Raw genomic sequence first — 3,419 nt, forward strand, 5'->3', positions numbered from 1 at the left:
CAGCGTCTTCAAGCATTGGTGTCGTTGCGCCGCATTGATACAATGCCCCCCAGTTATAAGCAGCAAACTAAAAACAGGCAAGCGTAGTTCCTGTAAAGCGCGCGGCCATTAAACAAAAAATTGCGATGATACCAACCCAAATTTCCGTACATTCTGCAGATTTTGGCAGCACGCCGAGCAGACATCGATGACGGCGACAGCACAAATCATGACCGAGGCCGACACCTGCCGGGAGCTGATCACACCCAAGCTGGTTGCTGCCGGATGGGGCAGCGCGCCGCATGTGATCGGCGAACAGCGCACCTTCACCAATGGTCGCATTATCGTCGCCGGGGGCCGCGTGCGGCGTGGCAAGCAAAAACGTGCCGATTACCTGCTCTATTACCGGCGCGACTATCCGCTGGCCGTCGTGGAAGCCAAGGACCTGGGACTGCCGGCGGAATCCGGCGTGCAACAGGCCAGGGCGTATGCCGAAATCCTCGGTCTCAAGTTCGCCTATGCCACCAACGGCCACCGCATCATCGAGATCGACTACACCACCGGCACCGAGCGTGAAGTGAATCGCTTCGCCACGCCCGCAGAGCTTTGGCAGCGCCTGATGGCGGCAACCGCGCTGCCCGATCCGGCTACGCCACACCTGCTCGAACCGTTCAACCTGATCTCCGGCAAGGTGCCGCGCTACTACCAACAGATCGCGATTAACCGTGTAATTGAGACCATCCTGCTCGGTCAGAAGCGCATCCTCGCCACCCTGGCCACCGGCACCGGCAAGACCTGCGTGGCGTTCCAGCTTTGCTGGAAATTGTGGAACAGCCGTTGGAACCGTACTGGGGAATACCGCCGTCCGAAGATCCTGTTCCTGGCCGACCGCAACATTCTGGTGGATGACCCGATGGCCAAGATGTTCGCGCCGTTAGGCGACGCCCGCCACAAAATCACCGGTAGCGACGTGAGCCAGAGCCGGGACATGTATTTCGGCATCTATCAGGCGCTGTCCACCGCCAACGAGGACGTATTCCGCCAATACCGGCCGGACTTTTTCGATTTGATCATCATTGACGAATGCCATCGCGGCTCCAGCCGCGACGACAGCAACTGGCGCGCGGTGCTCGACTACTTCGCGCCCGCCGTGCAGTTCGGCATGACAGCCACACCGCTGCGCGAGGAATCACGCGACAGCTACGAGTACTTCGGCAACCCGGTCTACACCTACAGCCTGCGCCAGGGCATCGAGGATGGCTTTCTCGCGCCATACCGCGTGCATCGCGTCATCACCACCGTGGATGCCGCCGGCTGGCGCCCGTCCAAGGACGAACTCGACCGCTTTGGCCGCCCCGTGCCGGACGACGAATATCAGACCAAGGATTTCGAGCGCATCGTCGCACTGCGGGCTCGCACGCAGGCCATTGCCAGGCATCTCGCTGATTTCCTTAAGGGCACCGACCGCTTCGCCAAGACCATCGTGTTTTGTGTCGATCAGGAACACGCGGCCGAAATGCGCCAGGAACTGGTCAACCTCAACAGCGACCTGGTCAAGCAATACCCCGACTACGTCTGCCGCGTCACTGCCGACGAAGGCGCCATCGGCCTCACCCACCTCGCCCACTTTCAGGATGTCGACAAACCCACGCCGGTGATCCTGACCACCTCGCAGCTGCTGACCACTGGCATCGACGCCGAGATGGTCAAGAACGTGGTGCTGGCAAGGGTCGTCGGTTCCCGCGCCGAGTTCAAGCAGATCATCGGGCGCGGCACACGGCTCAAGCTCGATTACGGCAAGGAATACTTCAACATCATCGACTTCACCGGCACGGCTACGCGACACTTCGCCGACCCGGATTTCGACGGTGACCCCGCCCGCATCGAGGAAGTGATCGTCGATGAAAAGGGCGAAGAAATCAGCACGACACATACGGAAATCGAAGTACCGGTCGATGAGCAACTGGAGGGATACGAGATACCAGATGAGCAGATCGGCCCGAATACTGGCGAGCTCATCAACGAACCGCCGGCCGAACCCCGTAAATACTATATCGACGGCGGTGACGTCGAGGTGATCGGCCATCTGGTCTATGATCTCGATACCGATGGCAAGAAGCTCCAGGTGGTCAAGTACACCGAATACTCAGGCCGCACCGTGCGCACGCTCTACCCGACCCGCGATGCACTGCAATCCGCCTGGGCCAACCCCGACACTCGCGCCGAAGTGCTGCGCGAGCTGACCGAGCGCGGCATCAGCTTCGAAGAGCTGGCGGCCAGCGCCAGCCAGCCCGACGCCGACCCCTTCGACTTGCTCTGCCATCTGGCATGGAACGCGCCGCTGCTCACCCGCCGCCAGCGCGCCGAACAAGCCAGGAAGGCGGCGCACGATCTGTTCGGCCAGCACAGCCATACGGCCCGCGAAATCCTCGCGCTGCTGCTCGATTCCTATATCGAGCGCGGCATTCTTCAGTTCAACACCTTGTCCGAGCTGATGAAGGTGCAACCCTTCGACCGCTACGGCAACCCCTCCGAGATCGCCAGCCGGCATTTCGGTGGCATCAAACCCTTCAAGGAAGCCGTCTCTCGCCTGCAGACGGCCCTGTACCAATGACGAGACCTCACTGAATGGCCGCAACGGAGAAAAAACCCAGAGCCAAACGCGCCAAGGCACCGCTGACCACGCGCGACAACCTATCGGCATTGATCGGCAGCGCCCGCAAGATCCTGCGCAAGGACAAGGGCCTGAATGGCGATGTTGACCGCTTGCCGCTGCTCACCTGGGTCATGTTCCTCAAGTTCCTCGACGACCTCGAAATCGTGCACGAAGAAGAGGCCGAACTCGACGGCAAGCCCTACCACGCCATCATCGAGGCGCCGTACCGCTGGCGCGACTGGGCCGCGCGCGAAGATGGCCTCACCGGCGACGAACTGCTGGCCTTCATCAACCAGGACGAATGCCATCGCGCCGACGGCTCGCGCGGCGCCGGATTGTTCGCCTATCTGCGGAGCTTGGCTGGCAGCGGGGAGAAAGGCAGTCAGCGCGAGGTCATCGCCAACGTGTTTCGCGGGGTGCAGAACCGCATGGTCAGCGGCTACCTGTTGCGCGACATCATCAACAAGATCAACGGCATCCACTTCAGCAGCAGCGAAGAGATCCACACGCTCTCGCACCTGTACGAATCGATGCTGCGCGAAATGCGCGACGCCGCCGGCGACTCGGGCGAGTTCTATACTCCGCGCCCGGTGGTGCGCTTCATGGTGCAGGTGACCGATCCCAGGCTTGGCGAGACCATGCTCGACCCGGCCTGTGGCACTGGTGGTTTTCTGGTAGAAGCCTACGACCACCTCTCCCGGCAAATCACCAACCCGGATCAGCGCCGCACCCTGCAACGCGACACCCTGTTCGGCCAGGAGGCCAAGCCCTTGCCTTACATGCT

2 protein-coding genes are annotated in these 3,419 nt (G+C 61.4%); both read left to right on the forward strand.

Going from position 1 to position 3,419, the window contains the following annotated elements:
• The first annotated feature begins 187 nt into the window (after window positions 1-187).
• Window positions 188-2,593 (forward strand): EcoAI/FtnUII family type I restriction enzme subunit R, encoded by a 2,406-nt coding sequence (gene hsdR, locus ABTW62_RS13660; protein WP_430905125.1) that lies wholly within the window; start codon window positions 188-190, stop codon window positions 2,591-2,593.
• A 14-nt stretch (window positions 2,594-2,607) separates the two neighbouring features.
• Window positions 2,608-3,419 (forward strand): N-6 DNA methylase (locus ABTW62_RS13665; RefSeq protein ID WP_430905126.1); only part of this gene is annotated, 812 nt, incomplete at its 3' end.

Source organism: Nitrosomonas sp. ANs5, from assembly GCF_050584665.1.
Classification (GTDB): domain Bacteria; phylum Pseudomonadota; class Gammaproteobacteria; order Burkholderiales; family Nitrosomonadaceae; genus Nitrosomonas.

Bases quoted from the DNA above. Each gene is read 5' to 3' on its own strand.
- hsdR (WP_430905125.1), top strand. From the start codon at position 188: ATGACGGCGACAGCACAAATCATGACCGAGGCCGACACCTGCCGGGAG.